Source organism: Streptomyces sp. NPDC020917 (genome assembly GCF_044333795.1).
GTDB lineage: Bacteria > Actinomycetota > Actinomycetes > Streptomycetales > Streptomycetaceae > Actinacidiphila.
The window spans coordinates 81,641-99,164 of record NZ_JBIRRR010000001.1 but is presented as its reverse complement, the minus strand read 5'-3'; the positions used below and the strand labels follow the sequence as shown (position 1 = coordinate 99,164).

The following is a 17,524-nucleotide window of genomic DNA, read 5'->3' as shown; positions in this document are numbered from 1 at the left end:
CGTCCTTCTACTGCCGGTCAGCCGTCCCTCGACCGCTGATCAGGCGCCCCTCCGGGGCGCTGCTCAGACGCCGACGGACGTCTTGCGGGTGGACACGATCTGGTCGATCAGACCGTAGGAGAGCGACTCCTCGGCGGTCAGGATCTTGTCGCGCTCGATGTCGTCGCGGATCTGCTCGATCGGGGTGGTGGAGTGCTTGGCGAGCATCTCCTCCAGCTGCTGCCGCATCCGGATGATCTCGTTCGCGGCGATCTCCAGGTCGGACACCTGGCCGCGGCCGGTCTCACTGTACGGCTGGTGGATCAGCACCCGGGCGTTGGGCAGCGCCATCCGCTTGCCGGGGCTGCCGGCCGCCAGCAGGACCGCGGCGGCGGAGGCCGCCTGGCCCATGCAGACCGTCTGGATGTCCGGCTTCACGAACTGCATGGTGTCGTAGATCGCGGTCAGCGCGGTGAAGGAGCCGCCGGGGCTGTTGATGTAGACGGAGATGTCCCGGTCCGGGTCCATCGACTCCAGGCACAGCAGCTGCGCCATGACGTCGTTGGCCGAGGCGTCGTCGATCTGCACGCCGAGGAAGATCACGCGCTCCTCGAAGAGCTTCGCGTACGGGTCGTACTCGCGCACGCCCTGCGAGGTGCGCTCGACGAAGCGCGGGATGACGTAGCGGGCCTCGGCGCCGAACACGCCGTGACGCTCGGCCCTGGGCATGTCGGGCCGCTCGTACAGTCCGCTACCGGGGAAGTTCAAGGGGTTCATGGGGTTGAGACCACCGTCCTGGTGAGGGGGGCTTCGAGAGGATCTGGGGCCGGGAGTGCCGTGCCTGGCTCAGGCGGACGGGCCGCCGGCGCCGGTGCCGCCGCCGCCCGGGACGTGCGCGGCGGAGAGCATCACGCCGTCCAGCAGGCCGTACTCCTTGGCCTCCTCGGCGGAGAACCAGCGGTCGCGGTCGGAGTCCTTGGTGATCTGCTCGAAGGTCTGGCCGGAGTGCTGCGCGATCAGCTCCGCCATGCGGCGCTTGGTGTGCAGCAGCTGCTCGGCCTGGATCTTGATGTCCGTGGCGGAACCGCCCAGGCCCGCCGAGGGCTGGTGCATCAGGATGCGGGTGTTCGGCAGCGCGAAGCGCTTGCCCGGGGTGCCCGCGGTCAGCAGGAACTGGCCCATCGAGGCGGCCATGCCCATGGCGATCGTCACCACGTCGTTCTTGATGAACTGCATGGTGTCGTAGATCGCCATGCCGGCGGTCACGGAGCCGCCGGGGCTGTTGATGTAGAGGAAGATGTCCTTCTCGGGGTCCGCGGCCAGGAGCAGCAGCTGCGCGGTGATCTTGTTGGCGATATCGTCGTCGACCGCCTGGCCGAGGAAGATGATCCGCTCGCCGAGCAGTCGGTTGTAGACCTGGTCGCCGAGGCCACCGAACGGAGTCGGGTCGCCTGCGGCGGAGGGCATCGGAGTCGTCACGTATCCACCTGCTCGTTGTCGGACGGTAGACAGACCGTCACAGGGTCTTCGTCAGGGCCGGGGCGCGGCCAGCACGGTGTACTCACGCTCACCGCGCTGCTGCACCTCTGCCCTCCTACTTGTGGACCCTAACGCGCAGGTGGGGCCCAGCAATCCCCTACGCGGAACTGTTCGCTGATAGCGCAGGGTGGGTGCGCCGGACGGTGTGCGCCCGGCCGGCTGCCGGCCGCGGCCCACGGGCACGGGCCCGAACACCGGTGGGTGTTCGGGCCCGTGACGTGTGCCTGCGGGTCAGGACTCGGCGGGCTTGTCGTCCGCGTCGCCGTCCGCGGCGGGGGCGTCCTCGGAGGTCTCCGCGGCGGCCTCGACCGTCTCGCCGGTCTCGTCCTCCTCGTCCTCCTCGTCCTCCAGGTCGACGACCTCGCCGTTGGTGTCGGTGACCTTGGCGGCCTCCACGACGACGGCCAGCGCCTTGCCGCGGGCGACCTCGCCGACCAGCATCGGCACCTGGCCGCCCTCGACGACCGCCTGGGCGAACTGGTCGGGGGTCATGCCGGAGGTGGCGGCGCGGCGCATGAGGTGCTCGGTGAGCTCCTCCTGGTTGACCGACAGCTTCTCCAGGGTGACCAGCTCGTCGAGGATGAACTGGGTCTTGATGCCCTTGACGGACTGGGTCTCGACCTCGGCGTCGTACTCCTCGCGGGTCTTGCCCTCGCGCTCCAGGTACGTGTCCCAGGTCAGGCCCAGGGACGGGAACTGGTGGTGCTCCAGGTTGTGCGTGCGGGTCTCGATCTCGTCCTTGAGGAGCTTCTCCGGGATCGGGACCTCGACCAGCTCGATCAGGGCGTCCAGGACCTTCTCCTGCGCCTGGGTGGCCTGGTCGTAGGACTTCATGCGCGCCAGCCGCTTGCGGCTGTCCTCGCGCAGCTCCTCCAGAGTGTCGAACTCGGACGCCATCTGGGCGAAGTCGTCGTCCAGCGTGGGCAGTTCGCGCTCCTGGACGTCGGAGACGTCGACCTTGACGGACGCCTCGCGGCCGGCCGCGGAGCCGCCCTTGAGCTCGGAGGTGAAGGTGGCGGAGCCACCCTTCTCCAGGCCGGTGACGGCCTCGTCGATGCCGTCGAGCAGCTGGCCCGAGCCGATGGTGTAGCTGACGCCCTTGGCGATGCCGTCCTCCAGCACCTCGCCGTCGACGGACGCCTCCAGGTCGACCACGACGACGTCGCCGTCGGCGGCGGCGCGCTCGACCGGGGCGGTGGAGGCGAAGCGCTCGCGGAGCTGCTCCAGGGACTTCTCCACGTCCTCGTCGCTCACCTCGACGGCGTCGACGGTGACCTCGATGCCGGAGTAGTCCGGGATCTCGATGGAGGGGCGGATGTCCACCTCGGCGGTGAACTTCAGCTCGTCGCCGTCGTTGAACTCGGTGATGTCCACGTCGGGCTGGCCGAGGACCTTCAGCTCACCCTCGTTGACCGCCTCCGTGTAGAACTTCGGCAGCGCGTCGTTGATCGCCTCTTCGAGGACCGCGCCACGGCCGAACCGCTGGTCGATGACGCGCGCAGGGATCTTGCCCTTGCGGAAGCCCGGCACCGTGACCTGCTGGTTGATCTTCTTGTACGCCGCGTCGAGGCTGGGCTTGAGCTCCTCGAAGGGCACCTCGACAGTGAGTCGAACCCGGGTCGGGTTCAGAGTCTCGACGGCGCTCTTCACGGTTGGGTCTCCTTGGGGGCTTTACGTTGATGGGGGCGATGCGATGTGCGCGGTCGGTGCCGCGCGTCCGGTCGCCAGCGACCCATCCTACCGGGTACCACAAACGCGCCGGACGGGGTCGTACGGCCGCCTGCGGCGGCTCGTACCCGCTGCCCCGCTCCTGCCCGGAACTGCTGGTCGGGGTGGCCGGATTCGAACCGACGGCCTTCCGCTCCCAAAGCGGACGCGCTACCAAGCTGCGCCACACCCCGCTGGTGCGACACGTAGAGTACATGTCCCCGCACGCGTGGGCAGCCGGTATTCCACCCGCCGCTCCACCGGTTCGACCGGCTACTATGCGATGTGCCAGAATCACAGGCGCTGCGGGCGTAGCTCAATGGTAGAGCCCTAGTCTTCCAAACTAGCTACGCGGGTTCGATTCCCGTCGCCCGCTCCACACCGCCACGGCCCGGCCGCAGGGGAGACCCCGCCCGGGCCGTCGCTGTCTTCCGGGGGTCTCCGCCCCGCCGCGGCGGGGCCGGTCGGCCGGGTCAGTCGACGGGGACGCCCTGGGGGGACTTGATGCGCTTCATGATCATCTGGGAGTTGACGTCGGTGACGCCGGGCAGCGAGATCAGCTTGTCGGTCCAGAAGCGCTCGTAGGCGTCGGAGTCGGCCACGGCGATCCGCAGCAGGCTGCCGGGGGCGCCGTAGAGGCGGTAGGCCTCGACCACGTCGGGGATGGTCTGCAGCTCGGCCTCGAAGGCGGCGACCGAGGCGCGGTCGCGGCGGACCTCGACGGAGGCGAAGACCTCGAAGCCGCGGCCGACCGCTCCGGGGTCGACCACCGCGCGGTAGCTCCGGATCACCCCGTCGTCCTCCAGCTGGCGCACCCGCCGCAGGCAGGGCGAGGGGGTGAGGCCGACCCGCGCGGCCAGTTCCTGGTTGGTCAGCCGGCCGTCGGCCTGGAGCTCGCGCAAGATACTTCTGTCGATGGCGTCCATGGTGGCATCTCCTACCATGAAACAAGGGTGTGTCGGTCAGACTTCGCAATCATATGACAGGTCTACGCGCATATCATTGTGCTGGAGGCAGCTGCGCGCTGCCTCCCGGTGTGCCGCCGTGTTCCGCGCACCGTTCCGCAGGGCCGTCACAGATGGAGGCGAAGGCATCGTGCGACACGTCGTGGTCATCAGCACCGGGGGCACCATCGCCAGCCGGTGGCAGGGCGCCGGCTATGCCGCCGAAGCCGCCGGGCAGGAGGTCCTCGCCGCGGGGGCGGTCCCCGAGGGCGTGGACGTGCGGGTCGTGGACCTGTTCACGGTCAACAGCTCGCAGCTGACCACCGACCACCAGCTGCGGCTGCTGCACGCCGTGCACGAGGTGCTGGCCGACCCCTCGGTGGACGGCGTTGTCGTCACCCACGGTACGGACACCCTGGAGGAGTCCGCGTTCCTCCTCGACCTCTTCCACGCCGACCGGCGCCCTGTGGTCTTCACCGGCGCCCAGAAGCCGCTGGACGCCGAGGACGGCGACGCGGCGGGCAACCTCTACGACGCGCTGCTGACCGCAGCCACCGGCCGGGACATCGGCGCGGTGATCGTCTTCGCCGGACAGGTCTTCGCCGCCCGCGGCACCGTCAAGAAGCACACCGTCGACGCCCGCGCGTTCGGCGACCCGGACGGGCTGCCGCTGGGGCGCGTGGAGTTCGGCCGCGTCGCCTGGGGACCGCACCGGCCCCGGCCCGCCGCGCTGCCGCTGCCCGCGCGGGACGCCGTCGCGCCGCGCGTGGACGTGGTGATGCACCACAGTGACGGCGACGCCGTGCTGTTCGAGGCCGCGCTCGGCGCCGGCGCCCGCGGCGTCGTGGTGGTCGGCACCGGGGCCGGCAACACCAATCCGGTGGTCGCCGCCGCGGTGGAGCGCGCGGTGCGCGACGGGGTGCTGGTCGCGATCAGCACCCGGGTCGCGGCGGGCGCGGTGACCCCCCTGTACACCGGCGGGGGCGCGGTCGATCTGGCCGCCGCCGGCGCCCAGTTGACGGGAACGCTGCGTCCGGGCCAGGCGCGGATCGCGGTGCTCGCCGCACTGCTGGCCGCGTCCTCCGCGGACGAGGCGCAGCAGACGCTGCGCCAGGTGCTGTCCGCGGACCCGCAGCCCGCTGCCAGGTCAGATCTTTATCTGGTTGATCGTGTCGGCAAGTGACGTCAGGAACCGGTTGACCGACGGGGCCATGTTCGTCGAGGCGAGGAAGAACCCGAACAGAGCGGCCACTATGGCCGGACCGACCTTGATGGACTTGCTCCGGATCATCACCACCAGGACGATCGCCAGCAACAGCACGGCGGACAGGGAGATAACCACAGCGGATCACTTCCTCAATCGGTAATTCCTTGCCGGTCCGGGGACCGTGCCGCTGCCCTGCCCCCGCCTCGCCCGCTCCATGGTGCCATCGCCCAGGGACCCGGGAGACCACAATGCGACCGTGCAACCCATAGTCCCATTCCCGAGCGTCAGTCCCTGCACACCATGAGCAACGCACGATCATCGTTGACATCCTTGGCGACCGCTTCGATCAACCGCCAGGCGGAGCCCCGGAATCCGGTGGCGACGAAGCGGTCCGCCTCCCCCATCAGCCGGTCCATGCCCTCGGCGATGTCGCGGTCGGCGGTCTCCACCAGCCCGTCGGTGAACAGCATCAGCACGTCACCGGACTGCAACGTGCCCTTGACGCCCAGGAATTCGGCGCCGTCGTAGACGCCGAGCAGCGGGCCCTCGGCGGCTTTCTGCTCCCACTTGCCGGTGCCGGCGTGGAGTTGGACGCCGGGCAGGTGCCCCGCGGACAGCAGTTCGTAGTCGCCGGTCTCCAGGTCCAGCACCAGGTGCACCGAAGTGGCGAACCCCTCATCCCAGTTCTGGCGCAGCAGGTAGCCGTTGGCGGCGCTGAGGAAGGCGTGCGGCGGCAGCGAGCCGAGCAGGCCGCCGAACGCGCCGGACAGCAGCAGGGAACGCGACGCGGCGTCCATGCCCTTGCCGGAGACGTCGGTGAGCACCGCTTCCAGCACGCGCCCGTCGGACGTGCGGGTGGCGACCACGAAGTCGCCGGAGAAGGACTGCCCGCCGGCCGGCCGCAGTGCCATCTCCGCGTGCCAGCCGCCCGGCAGCCGCGGCAACCGGCTCTGCACCCTGATCCGTTCGCGCAGGTCGAAGAGCATGGTGTGGCCGCGCCGCCAGGGCACGCCCACCCGCGCCCTGAACTGGGCGATGATCAGGCCGGTCAGCGCCACCGCGGTGACCACCAGCACGGTGCCGGGCGTGACCCGCGCCGGCCCCTCGCGGTACGGGCCGAGGGCCGCGGACTCGGCGACCAGCGCCACCGCGGAGGCCGCGTAGAGCAGCAGCAGGCTCGCCGGGCGCAGCAGCAGCCCACCGGCCAGGATCGGCAGCGCCAGCGCGCTGGGCGGGCACCACTCGGGCGACCAGACCGTGGTGTAGGCGAGGGCCGGGATGGTCAGGGCGACGACCGCGAGGCCCGCCCAGTCCGAGGCGTCGCCGCGGAAGTAGTCCACGGCGGACCGGCGCACGCCGAGCCGGGCCCGGTGCAGCCGCCTGCTCCACCTGAGCCCGATGCCTTCCCTTGCCACGTCCTTTGCCATGTCCCGGCGACCCTACCCATCGATCGCCCCGCCGTGCAGGGCGGAACGGCTGTGAGCTGTGCCGGGGCCGGCGGGCCCCGCCGGGGCGGCCGGAACCACCGGCCGGGGGGCGCCCATCGGAAAATGTGTTCGCCGGGCGGTGGCGCGCCTGGTAGGCAGGGGCCATGACGACGACCGACGTACGGGTACTGCACGCCGACCAGTGGGAACTGTTCTTCGACCGCCTGGAACGGGGGTTCGGCGGCCCGCCCGATCCGGTCGAGGAACGGGCCCTGTGGCGCCGGATCGTCGACTTCGACCGGATGGTCGCGGCCTGGGACGGCGAGGAACTCGTCGGCACCGCGGGCGCGTTCGCGTTCCGCATGACCCTGCCCGGCGGGGCGGTCGCGGACGTGCCGGGCGTCACCATGGTCAGCGTCCAGCCCACCCACCGCCGCCGCGGCGTGCTGACGGCGATGATGCGCCACCAGCTGGACGACTTCCGGGACCGCGGCGAGCCGTTCGCCGTCCTCACCGCGTCCGAGCCGGGGATCTACGGGCGGTTCGGCTACGGCATCGCCAGCCGGCAGATGCGCGGCACCCTGGACACCACCCGGATCTCCTTCCACGCCCCCGAGGGCACCGACCGGGTGCGGTTCCGCCTGGTGCCGCCCGCCGAGGCCGTCGAGGTGTGCGAGGCGATCTACGCGCAGCGGGTGCCGCAGCGCCCCGGCATGCTCGCCCGGCAGCCCGGGTGGGAGCAGGAGCCGGTGCTCGACCCCCCGTCCGCGCGGGACGGCGCGGGCGAGCTGCTGTGCGTGCTGGCCGAACTGGACGGTGAGGTCCGCGGATACGCCCGCTACGCCACCCAGCCGGGCTGGAGCCACCGCGGACCGGACGGCACCGTCAGGCTGCGCGATCTGGAAGCACTCGATCCGGTGACCTACGCGGCGCTGTGGCGGTACCTCTCCGGTGTCGACCTGATGTCCCGGATCACCTTCTGGAACCGGCCGATGGACGACGCGCTCCTGCAGCTGGTGTCCGACATCCGCCGCTGCGACCTGGGTTTCCGCGACGGCCTGCATCTGCGCCTGGTGGACCTGCCGGCGGCGCTGGCGGCCCGCACCTACGCGGCGCCGGTTGACGTGGTGCTGGAGGTCGAGGACGCGTTCTGCCCCTGGAACAGCGGGCGTTGGCGGCTGACCGGCGATCCGAAGGGCGCCGACTGCGCGCGGACCACGGACGCGGCCGAACTCTCGCTGTCCGTGAAGGAGTTGGGCGCCGCCTACCTCGGCGGGCCGAGCCTGCGGTCGATGGCCGGCGCCGGCCTGGTCCGCGAGCTGCGCCCGGGCGCGCTGGCAGCGGCGTCCGCCGCTTTCCGCAGCGACGCGGAGCCCTGGCTTCCGCACCGCTTCTGACGGCTCGCGGAGGCCGCTGACCGGCCGGTCCTCCGCCACCGCCCGATTTCCGGTGCGGGGGGTGTCTGTTCATGCGAGACACCCCCTGCACACGGAGGAGAACGGTGGAGACCGACCGAGGACGGATGACGTCCACCCAGAAGTGGGTCCTGGGGCTCGCCTCGCTGGCGTCCTTCATGATGGCCCTGGACAGCCTGGTCGTGACGACGGCGCTGACGACGATCCGGAAGGACCTGGCGGCGTCGCCCGAGACGCTCGAGTGGACCGTCAACGCCTACAACCTGACCTTCGCGGTGCTGCTGCTGACCGGCGCGGCGCTCGGCGACCGGTTCGGCCGCAGACGCGTGTTCACCACCGGGCTCGCGGTGTTCACCGCGGCCTCCGCGGCCTGCGCCCTGTCCCGGGACGTCGGCGCGCTGATCGCGTTCCGGGCCCTGCAGGGCGCGGGCGCGGCGATGGTGCTGCCGCTGTCCCTGACCCTGATCAGCGCCGCGTTCCCGCCGCAGCGGCGCGGCCGGGCGATGGGGCTCTACATGGGCCTCACCGGCCTGGCGACGTTCAGCGGCCCGTTCATCGGCGGCGTCATCGCCGAGGGGCTGGCCTGGCAGTGGATCTTCTGGCTGAACCTGCCCGTGGGCGTGGCCGCCATCGCGCTGACCACCCGGCGGGTGGCGGAGAGCACCGGCCCGAACGGCCGCTTCGACCTGGGCGGCGTCGTGCTGGTGACGCTGGGCGCGCTGGGCCTGGTCTGGGGCCTGGTGCGGGGCAACACGGCGGGCTGGGGCAGCGCCGAGGTGCTGGGCGCCGAGGCGGGCGGGCTGGCGCTGATGGCGGCGTTCGTGCTCTGGGAGCGGCGGGCGCAGGCGCCGATGCTGCCGATGCGGTTCTTCCGCCACCGGGCGTTCGCCACCGCCAACCCGGCCAACTTCCTGCTCTTCGCGTCGCTGTACGGCACGTTGTTCTTCCTCGCGCAGTACTTCCAGACCGTGGACGGCTGCGGGCCGATCGGCGCCGGGCTGCGCCTCGTGCCGTGGACCGCGACGCTGATGGTGTGCGCGCCGATCGCCGGCCGGCTGACCGACGTGTTCGGCGAACGGACCTTCGTCGCGGCCGGGATGCTGGTGCAGTGCGCCGGCATGGCGTGGATCGCGTTCGCGGCCGGGCCGGGCACGAGCTATGCCGCGCTGGTGCCGGCCCTGATCGTGGGCGGGGCCGGGATGACGATGGCCATGCCCGCGGCTCAGAAGGCCGTCGTCGGGGCGGTGCGGCCGCAGGAGATCGGCCAGGCGTCCGGCGCGTTCATGATGCTGCGGATCTTCGGCGGGGTGTTCGGCGTCGCGGTCACCGTCGCCGTCTTCACCGCCCGCGGCGGCTACGCCTCGCCGGAGGACTTCAGCCGCGGGTTCCGCGCGGCGATGGCCGCGGTCGCCGGGTACGCGTTCCTCGGCTCGCTGCTGGCCCTCGGCATCCCGGGCCGGCGCGCGGCCGCGCCAGAGCCGCCCGCCGGGACGGAGGCGCGGAAGCCGGACGCGGAGGTGCCGGCCGGGAAGCCGGCCGGCGGGAGGCCGTCGGAGAAGGAGCGGGCCTGAGCCCGACCCGCGCCGGCCGCGGCTGCGGCCCGGGACGAGGGCCGGACGGGACGGGCGCCCCGGCTCCCTAGGTCGCCGGGGGCTGGCAGGTGGGGCACCAGAAGAGGTTGCGGGCCGCCAGCGTCTGGGTGCGGACCTCGGTGCCGCACACCAGGCACGGCATCGCGGCCCGCCGGTAGACGTAGACCTCGCCGCCGTGGTCGTCCTGCCGGGGCGGCCGGCCCATCGCCTCGGGCTCGTGCTCCGGCCGCACGGTGTCGATCCGGTTGGCCCGCACCCCGGCCCGCATCAGCTCCACCAGGTCGGCCCACATCGCGTCCCAGACCGGGCGGGTGAGGTCCCTGCCGGGCAGGAACGGGTCCACGCCGTGCCGGAACAGCACCTCGGCCCGGTAGACGTTGCCGACCCCGGCCAGCACCTTCTGGTCCATCAGCAGCGCCGCCACCGGCACCCGGGAGCGCGAGATCCGTGCCCAGGCCGGCTCGGGGTCCTCGCCGGGCCGCAGCGGGTCGGGGCCGAGGCGGGCGTGGATCGCCTGCTTCTCGGGGTCGGTGATCAGCTCGCACGCGGCGGGACCGCGCAGGTCCATGGTGTGCTCGCCGCGCCGGCCGCCCTGGATCCGCAGCCGCACGGTGTCGCTGACCGTGCCGTCGAAGGTGACCTTGCCGATCAGGCCGAGGTGGATGTGCACCCAGCCGGCGTGCTCGAAGCCGAGGAACAGGTGCTTGCCGTGGGCGTCCACGCCGTCCAGCACGGCGCGGTCCAGCAGCGCCGCGCTGTCCGCGAACTTGCCCTGCGGGCTGCTCACCCGCACCTGCCACCCGGCGAGCAGCCGCCGGCAGTCCTCGGCCAGCCGGTGGATCGTGTGGCCTTCGGGCACGCCGCCTCAGTCCTGCTGCGGGTGGTGCGCCGGGATCGGCGGCAGCTCGCCGGTGGCCTCGTAGGCGGTGAGCATGTCGATCCGGCGCTGGTGGCGCTCCTCGTGCGAGTACGGGGTGCCCAGGAAGATCTCGACGAACTTGACGGCCTCGTCCTGGCTGTGCATGCGGCCGCCGATGCTGAGCACGTTGGCGTCGTTGTGCTCGCGGGCCAGCGAGGCGGTCTGCTCGCTCCAGGCGAGCGCGGCGCGCACGCCCTTCACCTTGTTCGCGGCGATCTGCTCGCCGTTGCCGGAGCCGCCGATCACGATGCCGAGGGAGCCGGCGTCGGCGGCCGTGCGCTCGGCTGCGCGCAGGCAGAACGGCGGGTAGTCGTCGACCGCGTCGTAGATGTGCGGGCCGCAGTCCACGGGGTCGTGGCCGTTGGCGGTCAGCCACTCGACGAGGTGGTTCTTCAGTTCGAAGCCGGCATGATCGGAGCCGAGGTACACGCGCATGCGGTCAGTCTCCCATCCGGGCCCACCCCCCGCCCCTCCGGGGCGTGCCCGCGGACGGCGGGGGGCTGCGGACGGCTCCGGGCCGGTATCGGGGGGCGCCGGCGAGGGCGCAGGCCCGCCGGTGCCGGGCCCTCCCCGATCGGTCAGGAGTGGCGGGCCAGGCGCCAGGCGGTGGGCAGGGTCGCCATCGCGAGCGCGGCCTTGAGCGCGTCGCCGAGCAGGTAGGGGCGCAGGCCGAGGTCGACCGCCTGGGTGGCGGACAGGTGCGCGGACCAGGCGAGGTAGGGCACGCCGACCGCGTAGATGACGGCCGAGCCCAGCACCATCACGCCGGCCGTGCGCAGCACCGTGCGGTCGCCGCCGCGCCGGGCCAGCGATCCGACGAGGGCCGACGCCAGCAGCATCCCGAGGATGTAGCCGAAGCTCGGCATGGACCAGCCGGAGGAGCCCTCGGCGAACCACGGCACGCCGGCCACGCCGGCCGCCGCGTACAGGCCCAGCGAGGCGACGCCGCGCCGCGCGCCCAGCGCGGTGCCGACCAGCAGCGCGGCGAACGTCTGCCCGGTGACGGGCACCGGCGAGCCCGGCACGGGCACGGACAGCTGCGCGGCCAGCCCGGTGAGGACGGCGCCGCCCAGGACCAGCGCGGCGTCCCGCACCCGGGCTCCGGCGGCGGAGGAGGCGGGGAGCAGGTCGGCCAGGACGGGACGGACGGCGGGTGCTGCGGTGCTCATCGGGACTCCGCGGGAGGTCGGGGATGGTGGGTCACCGTGACGCTAGCCGAGCACCCCGGAGCCGATCATCGTGAGGCTCCGACAAAGCGGCGTGGAGCGGCTTGGAGACTTCCGTGCACCGTCAAGCTCGCGGCGGCGCTCCGCCGTTGAGGGAGTTTCAGCAGGTGGAGTGAGCCGCGTCACGTCGGGACCCGGTGCACCGGATGGCCGGCCCGAGCGCGGACCGGCCGCCGGGGCACGCGCGGCACACTGTCGGATCCCGCCAAGGCGGGCCGGCGCTCAGGCCGGTTGGAGGAGGTCCCAGCGGTTGCCGTAGAGGTCCTGGAAGACCACCACCGCGCCGTACGGCTCGTAGCGCGGCTCCTCCTCGAACACCACGCCCTCGGCGACCATCCGCTTGTAGTCGCGGTCGAAGTCGTCGGTGTTCAGGAACAGGCCGACGCGGCCGCCGGTCTGGTCGCCGATCCGGTCGGCCTGCGCGGGGCTGCTCGCGCGGGCCAGCAGCAGGCCGGTCTCGCGGGAGCCGGGCGGGGCCACGACCACCCACCGGCTGCCGTCCCCCCGCGGGGTGTCCTCGCGCAGCTCGAAGCCCAGCGCGCGGGTGTAGTAGGCGATGGCCTCGTCGTAGTCGCGCACGACGAGGGCCGTCAGGCCGAGGTGGGGCATGGCGGCGGGCTCTCCCGGTCGGATCGGTCGGATCGGTGGGATCAGTCGGATCAGTGGGATGGGTCGGATCGGTCGGATCGGTCAGTCGAAGATCGGGCCCTGGGTGCGGGTCCGCTTGATCTCGTAGAAGCCGGGGATGGAGGCCACCATCAGCGTGCCGTCCCACAGCTTCGCGGCCTCCTCACCGCGCGGCGCCGGGGTGACGACCGGGCCGAAGAAGGCGATCTGCTCGCCGTCCGCGCCGGGCACCGCGATGACCGGGGTGCCGACGTCCTGGCCGACCTTGTCGATGCCCTCCTTGTGGGAGGCGCGCAGCTCCTGGTCGTAGGTGTCGCGGTCGGCGTAGTCGGCCAGATCCGCGGGCAGGCCGACCTCTTCCAGGGCGGCGACCAGCGTCTCGCGGGTCTTGGGCAGGCCCTGGTTGTGGAAGCGGGTGCCGAGCGCGGTGTAGAGCGGGCCGAGCACCGCGTCGCCGTGCTGCTCCTGCGCGGCGATGGCCACGCGGACCGGGCCCCATGCCTCCTTGAGGAAGGTGGCGTACTTCTCGGGGAGGGTGTCCAGCTTGTCCTCGTTGAGCACCGCGAGGCTCATCACGTGCCAGCGGACCTCGACCGGCCGGACCTTCTCCACCTCCAGCATCCAGCGCGAGGTCATCCAGGCCCAGGGGCAGAGCGGGTCGAACCAGAAGTCGGCGGGGGTCTTCCGGGCTTCGGTCGTGGTCACGGCGTTTCTCCTCATGCGGATGCTGGTTCCCTGTGACGGACAACGAGGACCGTCGCGGAGGCATTCCCCGCTGCCACCGAGGTGGGCCCATGGGAGGATGCCCAGAGCTGCGATCCAGCACGTCCACCCAGGGAGACAAAGGAGTCCGCCCGTGCCCGGCGAGAACCTGAGCCGCGAGGAGGCCCGCGACCGGGCCGCGATCCTGTCCGTCGAACGCTACGACGTGGCGCTGGACGTCCGGTCAGCCGTGGGGCCGGCCGATCCGTCCGGCCCGCGGACGTTCCGGTCGACGACGGTGATCGACTTCCGGTGCTCGTCCCCGGGCGCCTCGTCCTTCGCGGACCTGCTGGCGCCCGCCGTCACCTCCGTGCGGCTCAACGGCCGCGACCTCGACCCCGCCGCGGTCTTCGACGGCACCCGCATCGCGCTGGACGACCTGGCCGAGCGCAACACCCTGGTCGTCGACGCCGCCTGCGCGTACAGCAGGACCGGTGAGGGCCTGCACCGGTTCGAGGACCCGGAGGACGGCGAGGTCTACCTCTACACGCAGTACGAGCCGGCCGACTCGCGCCGGGTCTTCGCCAACTTCGAGCAGCCCGACCTGAAGGCCCCGTTCACCTTCCAGGTGACCGCGCCCGAGGGCTGGACCGTGCTCAGCAACGGCGAGCGGGACGGCGACCCGGTGCCCGCGGACGGCGGCGGCAGCACCTCGCGGTTCCAGCCGACGCAGCCGATCTCCACGTACATCACCGCGGTGGTGGCCGGCCCGTACCACGTGGAGCGCGACCACTACTCGCGCACCTTCGAGGACCGGGGCGTGCTCGACATCCCGCTCAGCGCGCTGTGCCGCCGTTCGCTGGCCCGGCACTTCGACGCGGACGAGATCTTCGAAGTCACCAAGCAGGGCCTGGACTTCTTCCACGACCACTTCGACTACCCGTACCCGTTCGGGAAGTACGACCAGGCGTTCGTGCCGGAGTACAACCTGGGCGCGATGGAGAACCCGGGGTGTGTGACCTTCCGCGAGGAGTTCATCTTCCGCGGGAAGGTGACCCGGGCGTCCTACGAGCACCGGGCCAACGTGGTGCTGCACGAGATGTCGCACATGTGGTTCGGCGACCTGGTGACGATGCGCTGGTGGGACGACCTGTGGCTCAAGGAGTCGTTCGCCGACTTCATGGGCGCCTTCTCGCAGGTCGGGGCGACCCGCTACACCGAGGGCTGGATCACGTTCGCCAACCGCCGCAAGTCGTGGGCGTACCGGGCCGACCAGCTGCCGTCCACCCACCCGGTGGTGGCCGACATCCGGGACCTGGAGGACGCCAAGCTCAACTTCGACGGCATCACCTACTCCAAGGGCGCCGCCGTTTTGAAGCAACTGGTCGCCTACGTGGGGCAGGACGCCTTCCTGGAGGCCGCGCGGCGCTACTTCAAGCGGCACGCCTACGGCAACACCACGCTCGACGACCTGCTCTCGGTGCTGGTGGAGACCTCGGGCCGGGACATGGCGGCGTGGTCGCGGTCCTGGCTGCAGACCGCGGGGGTCAACTCCCTGACGCCGCAGGTGGTGTACGACGACCAGGACCGGATCACCGAGCTGACGGTGCTGCAGACCGCGGCGGACGCGCAGCCCGAACTGCGGCCGCACCGGGTCGCGGTGGGCCTGTACCGGCGGGTGCCGGACGGCGCGCTGGAGCGCTACGCGCGCGCCGAACTGGACGTGTCCGGCCCGGCGACGGCCGTCGCCGAGCTGGCCGGGCAGCCGCGGCCCGACCTGGTGCTGGTCAACGACGACGACCTGACGTACTGCAAGATCCGGTTCGACGAGGCGTCCCTGGACACGCTGCGCTCGCACCTGGGCGACCTGTCCGACCCGCTGGCGCGTGCGCTGTCCTGGGCCGCGGTGTGGAACCTGACCCGGGACGCGCTGATGCCGGCCCGCGACTACCTCGCGCTGGTGCTGCGGTTCGCAGGACGCGAGAGCGACATCGGGGTGCTGCAGTCGCTGCACCAGCAGGCGCGCACGGCGCTGACGCACTTCGTGGCGCCGCGGGCGCGCGAGGAGGCGGCCCGCGAGCTGGCCGAGGGCGCGCTGCGGGAGTTGCGGCAGGCGGAGCCGGGCAGCGGCCACCAGCTGGCGTGGGCCCGGTTCTTCGCGGCGGTGGCCTCGTCACCGGCCGATCTGCAGCTGCTGCAGGGCCTGCTGGCCGGCTCGGCGAAGATCGACGGGCTGGAGGTCGACCAGGAGCTGCGCTGGACGTTCCTGGCGACGCTCACCGCCGAGGGCCTCGCCGACGAGGGCGTGATCGCGGCGGAGCGCGCCCGGGACGACACCGCGTCCGGCCACCGGCACGAGGTGCGCTGCCTGGCCGCCCGCCCGTCGGAGGCGGTGAAGGCGGCGGCCTGGGCGGACGTGGTGGAGTCCGACAAGCTGTCCAACGCCCTGGTGGAGGCGACCATCGCCGGCTTCGCGCAGCCCGGCCAGCGGGAGCTGACCGCGCCCTACGCGCAGCCGTACTTCGCGGCGATCGAGGGCCTGTGGGCGGAGCGGTCGATCGAGATCGGGATGGCCGTGGTCCGCGGGCTGTTCCCGGCGCTGCAGGACCGTCAGGAGACCCTGGCGGCCACCGACGCCTGGCTCGCCGAGCGCCCGGCGGCCGCCCCGGCGCTGCGCCGGCTGGTGCTGGAGGCGCGCGACGACCTGGCGCGCGCCCTGCGGGCACAGGAATGTGACGAACGGCGCTGATCCGAGCCCGTCCCCGGGCGTCCCCGGGGGCGGTTCGCGGCGCGAGGGAAGGACGGTCCCGGCTGGTCGGGACCGCCCTTTCACCCTGATGGGTGAAGTACGCCCATCGGCATCCGAACACGTGGGCTTTAGCCCGGTGTTGTCCCGCTTTGTCGACGGGCCTGTAACAGCGGTTATCGGCGGGTTCGCCCCTGGGCAACCCTCAGGCCATGAACGCGAACCACCGCACCCACGGGATTCCCGCCGCCTCTGCCGCCGCCGGCGCCTCTGCCGCCGCTGCCGCCTCCGCCGCACTGCCGTCCGGCGAGCACGGGGTGCTCGGCGCGGGCCAGTTGCGCGACCACGGCCTGTCCGCCGCGGAGATCGCCGAACACTGCCGCCCCGGCGGGCCGTGGCAGCAACTGCTTCCGCAGGTCTACCTGTTGCACCCGGGACCGCCCACCAGCCGGGAGCGCGTGCAGGCCGCGCTGCTGTACGCCGGGCGCGATCCCGGCGGCCACGGGCCGGTCGGCGGCGGCCGGGAGGCGATGGTGACGGGCCTGGCCGCGCTGGCCCTGCACGGCTTCTCGGCGGTGCCGCCGCTGCCGCGGCTGCGCCGGATCGACGTCCTGGTCCCCCGCCACCGCAGGCTGCGGGACGCCGGGGGCGTCGCGCTGCACCGCGCCCGCGAACTGCCGCGCGCCCAGGACGTGTGCGGGCTGCCGTGCGCCCCGGTGCCGCGCGCCCTGGCCGACGCCGTCGGCGCGCTCGCCGGCGCCGCCGGATCCGGGGACGCCGGCGCGACCGACACCCTCCGGCGCGTACTCGGCGAGGCGGTGCTGGCCGGGCACTGCGTCGGGGCCTCGGTGGTACGGGAGTTGGCGGAGGCCGGGCTGCTCGACCTGCCCCGGGTGGCGGCGGCGCTGCCGGCGCTGGAGGCCGCCGACCGCACGATGGGCGAGGAACGGCTGTACGCCATGGTGCGCCGCCACCAGCTGCCCGACCCGATGTGGAACGTGGAGCTGGTGCTGCCCGGCGGTCCGCCGCTGGGCGGGGTGGACGCGTACTGGCCGGACCAGGCGGTGGCCGTGGTGGTCGACGCGCGGGCCGCCTCGGCGGGCCACGACGAGAGTTCGTGGGCCCGGCACGCGCGGCAGCGGGAGCGGCTGGAGGCGCTCGGCATCACCCTGGTGCCCCTGACCCCGGCCCGGCTGGCCGCCCGCCCCGAGCAGCAGGCCGCCGTCGTCAGGACGGCGCTGATGGCGTCCACGGACCGGACACCCGCGGCGTATGTGGTCGTCATCCCCCGCTGAGACGTTTCGCCCGGATCATCACCGCGGCGCCCGGCGGACCTTTGCCCGACCTCCTCCCCCTTCGTCCCCGATGGCGGTGGCGGAAACCCGTCAACGCCACACCAAGTAGAGGTCAACGCTCCCCAAAGGGCACCCCATTCCATCAAGGTGAGCGGTCGTACGACTCCGCACTTCGAACAGTCCGCGACCGTCCGAACAG

At 72.6% G+C, this 17,524-nt stretch carries 16 protein-coding genes and 2 tRNA genes; 6 read left to right on the top strand and 12 right to left on the bottom strand.

The features are described from left to right. Positions 1–63 precede the first annotated feature (63 nt). The 4 genes from ACH4TG_RS00390 to ACH4TG_RS00375 form a co-directional block, all read right to left on the bottom strand. Positions 64–756 (bottom strand): ATP-dependent Clp protease proteolytic subunit, encoded by a 693-nt coding sequence (locus ACH4TG_RS00390; protein WP_398239285.1) that lies wholly within the window; start codon positions 754–756, stop codon positions 64–66. Between the two features lie 69 nt (positions 757–825). Continuing rightward, positions 826–1,446: an ATP-dependent Clp protease proteolytic subunit gene (locus ACH4TG_RS00385; RefSeq protein WP_398240427.1), complete on the bottom strand. Its 621-nt coding sequence runs from the start codon at positions 1,444–1,446 to the stop codon at positions 826–828. A gap of 303 nt (positions 1,447–1,749) precedes the next feature. Further along, complete coding sequence (gene tig / locus ACH4TG_RS00380) at positions 1,750–3,168, bottom strand: trigger factor (RefSeq protein ID WP_398239283.1); 1,419 nt, start codon at positions 3,166–3,168, stop codon at positions 1,750–1,752. Between the two features lie 174 nt (positions 3,169–3,342). Beyond that, positions 3,343–3,419, bottom strand: a tRNA-Pro gene (locus ACH4TG_RS00375). Positions 3,420–3,530: 111 nt separating this feature from the next. Between ACH4TG_RS00375 and ACH4TG_RS00370 the strand changes: the two genes are divergently transcribed. After that, positions 3,531–3,604: transfer RNA gene (locus ACH4TG_RS00370), tRNA-Gly, on the top strand. Positions 3,605–3,698: 94 nt separating this feature from the next. Here ACH4TG_RS00370 and ACH4TG_RS00365 read toward each other — a convergent pair. Then, complete coding sequence (locus ACH4TG_RS00365; protein ID WP_398239281.1) at positions 3,699–4,151, bottom strand: Lrp/AsnC family transcriptional regulator; 453 nt, start codon at positions 4,149–4,151, stop codon at positions 3,699–3,701. Positions 4,152–4,320: 169 nt separating this feature from the next. Here ACH4TG_RS00365 and ACH4TG_RS00360 point away from each other — a divergent pair, with 169 nt between their 5' ends. Continuing rightward, positions 4,321–5,352, top strand: a complete 1,032-nt coding sequence (locus ACH4TG_RS00360; RefSeq protein WP_398239279.1) for an asparaginase domain-containing protein — start codon at positions 4,321–4,323, stop codon at positions 5,350–5,352. Here the strand turns inward: ACH4TG_RS00360 and ACH4TG_RS00355 are convergent. Both ACH4TG_RS00355 and ACH4TG_RS00350 read right to left on the bottom strand, forming a co-directional pair. Continuing rightward, complete coding sequence (locus tag ACH4TG_RS00355) at positions 5,317–5,511, bottom strand: hypothetical protein (protein WP_326449269.1); 195 nt, start codon at positions 5,509–5,511, stop codon at positions 5,317–5,319. The two genes, ACH4TG_RS00360 and ACH4TG_RS00355, sit on opposite strands and share 36 nt — an antisense overlap. 149 nt (positions 5,512–5,660) lie before the next feature. After that, positions 5,661–6,803: a PP2C family protein-serine/threonine phosphatase gene (locus ACH4TG_RS00350; RefSeq protein WP_398239277.1), complete on the bottom strand. Its 1,143-nt coding sequence runs from the start codon at positions 6,801–6,803 to the stop codon at positions 5,661–5,663. A 164-nt stretch (positions 6,804–6,967) separates the two neighbouring features. Here ACH4TG_RS00350 and ACH4TG_RS00345 point away from each other — a divergent pair, with 164 nt between their 5' ends. Together ACH4TG_RS00345 and ACH4TG_RS00340 are read left to right on the top strand one after the other, a co-directional pair. After that, positions 6,968–8,200 carry a GNAT family N-acetyltransferase gene (locus tag ACH4TG_RS00345; protein ID WP_398239275.1) on the top strand — a complete coding sequence of 411 codons (1,233 nt, stop codon included), beginning with the start codon at positions 6,968–6,970 and terminating at the stop codon, positions 8,198–8,200. A 104-nt stretch (positions 8,201–8,304) separates the two neighbouring features. Beyond that, complete coding sequence (locus tag ACH4TG_RS00340) at positions 8,305–9,789, top strand: MFS transporter (protein WP_398239274.1); 1,485 nt, start codon at positions 8,305–8,307, stop codon at positions 9,787–9,789. Between the two features lie 67 nt (positions 9,790–9,856). Here ACH4TG_RS00340 and ACH4TG_RS00335 read toward each other — a convergent pair whose 3' ends face one another. The 5 genes from ACH4TG_RS00335 to ACH4TG_RS00315 all read right to left on the bottom strand — a co-directional run bounded on the left by ACH4TG_RS00335 (position 9,857) and on the right by ACH4TG_RS00315 (position 13,287). Then, positions 9,857–10,669: an Fpg/Nei family DNA glycosylase gene (locus ACH4TG_RS00335; RefSeq protein WP_398239272.1), complete on the bottom strand. Its 813-nt coding sequence runs from the start codon at positions 10,667–10,669 to the stop codon at positions 9,857–9,859. A gap of 6 nt (positions 10,670–10,675) precedes the next feature. Continuing rightward, positions 10,676–11,164, bottom strand: a complete 489-nt coding sequence (locus tag ACH4TG_RS00330; protein ID WP_398239270.1) for a ribose-5-phosphate isomerase — start codon at positions 11,162–11,164, stop codon at positions 10,676–10,678. Positions 11,165–11,307: 143 nt separating this feature from the next. After that, positions 11,308–11,898, bottom strand: coding sequence for a biotin transporter BioY (locus tag ACH4TG_RS00325; protein ID WP_398239268.1), 591 nt, complete (start codon positions 11,896–11,898; stop codon positions 11,308–11,310). Between the two features lie 279 nt (positions 11,899–12,177). Continuing rightward, positions 12,178–12,564 (bottom strand): VOC family protein, encoded by a 387-nt coding sequence (locus ACH4TG_RS00320; protein ID WP_398239266.1) that lies wholly within the window; start codon positions 12,562–12,564, stop codon positions 12,178–12,180. Between the two features lie 81 nt (positions 12,565–12,645). Further along, positions 12,646–13,287 (bottom strand): DsbA family protein, encoded by a 642-nt coding sequence (locus ACH4TG_RS00315; RefSeq protein WP_398239264.1) that lies wholly within the window; start codon positions 13,285–13,287, stop codon positions 12,646–12,648. A gap of 151 nt (positions 13,288–13,438) precedes the next feature. Here ACH4TG_RS00315 and pepN point away from each other — a divergent pair, with 151 nt between their 5' ends. Further along, a complete protein-coding gene (gene pepN / locus ACH4TG_RS00310) occupies positions 13,439–16,033 on the top strand; it encodes an aminopeptidase N (RefSeq protein ID WP_398239262.1) in 2,595 nt (864 codons plus the stop codon). Between the two features lie 209 nt (positions 16,034–16,242). After that, entirely contained in the window at positions 16,243–17,325 is a 1,083-nt protein-coding gene (locus tag ACH4TG_RS00305) for a hypothetical protein (protein WP_398239261.1), read from the top strand. Positions 17,326–17,524: the final 199 nt, after the last annotated feature.